Consider the following 1,429-nt stretch of genomic DNA (forward strand, 5'->3'; position numbering starts at 1 on the left):
TTACCTGTACCCCAAAGGATATGAAAGCAGGTATTGTTGAGTTCACACAGGCAGAACTAAAGAACTTGAATATTTTGCTCAAAACTATTGAAAATAAAATAGTTAATGAGAAAGAAGAGGACTTTTCAGATGATGGTACAGTAGCCCTTCATTATGAAGATGATGAAGATGATTGGGCAGACCCTAAAGATGACCAATTTAACTTTTAATTAATACAAACAGAGGGGGACTAACAATCCCCCTTTTTAATTTAAAATTATGCTAAAAGGATTAGACTTTTTAGATAGTGTAGCAATTCCCCAATATGTAAGTACTGCTGGTAAAAGCATAGAAAAGAAGCTAAACTTTTGGGATATAGACTGCTACAAAATAGACTTCCTTAAATCTCTTACAACACTTAATACAGCTATTTTATTGGTAAAGGATGATGTATTACATTATGCCTTAACAATGAGTAAATTAACAAGTATTGTAAGTAAATTTACTGTTGAAAATGGTATTATATTAGAAGTGGAATTAAGCAATGGGGAAAGATTTGATGAGTTTTATAGTACTGCTAAGAATCCAATTGATGACATTATTGCCACAATGAATTTATTTAAGTTGTTACTTACAGCAGCAGTAAATGATGATGAGAATATAGAAAGTGTAACTTATTCATCAAATAATGTAGCTACATTGAAATTCTACCCTTTCTTTATTAGTAACTTTGGTGGGTTAAAGAGGTATGCTAAAGGATTGGAGATAATAGCATCACTTAATTTACTTAATAACTATCAGTATTTTAACTTTAATGAGATAAAATATAGAGTACCAAAAGAAGATATTAATATATTTAATTTTGTTAGTGGTGGTATTTCTGTAACTCCTCATATTAAAGGTAAAAGTATACAAAGTGATGGTATTTGGAATAATGAAGATTTCACTTGTTATGGTAAAACTAATATAGATACATACTATTTACATAAATTCAGAAATTCACGTAATGAATTAAACATAGATAATATTAGGAAATTTCTACAGATTATATTTTCCTATGTTTCATTTGAAAGCTTAACTGGTGGTCCTTATAATCACATTCATAAACAGATGTTTAATTTCTTAAATGTGGATAATTATGCAACTGTTATTAGTTCAAGTAATCCACTATTTAAAAAACTTAATCATTTCTTTAAGAATGTTGTTATTACAGAAAAAGATGTTAATAATACTATTCTAAAGAAACCAGTTTTAATAAAATTAGAAGATGGGATTTTTGGAATAAATGCTATTAGTAGTAGTGGACACCAACTTATTAGGTATGATAAAGTACCTAAAGATGTTATTACCCGTTGTACAGAGTTTATTAGAAAGAAGCAGGGCTTTGAAAAGTATGAGTTATCTCCAGTAGAGATAGAAACTTTGGAGAGTAATATGGCAATAATGCAAA

At 28.7% G+C, this 1,429-nt stretch carries 2 protein-coding genes; both read left to right on the forward strand.

Features of this window, described 5'->3' with window-relative positions; genetic code table 11:
- Positions 1 to 209, forward strand: a 209-nt coding sequence (locus ACRC03_RS15575; RefSeq protein ID WP_438653513.1) for a hypothetical protein, incomplete at its 5' end; no start/stop codon positions are given.
- A gap of 49 nt (positions 210 to 258) precedes the next feature.
- Positions 259 to 1,429: hypothetical protein (locus tag ACRC03_RS15580; RefSeq protein ID WP_438653514.1), on the forward strand; the 1,171-nt coding region annotated here is incomplete at its 3' end.

The sequence above is a fragment of the Romboutsia sp. genome (genome assembly GCF_051659545.1).
In the GTDB taxonomy this organism is placed as follows: Bacteria; Bacillota; Clostridia; order Peptostreptococcales; family Peptostreptococcaceae; genus JBOFOR01.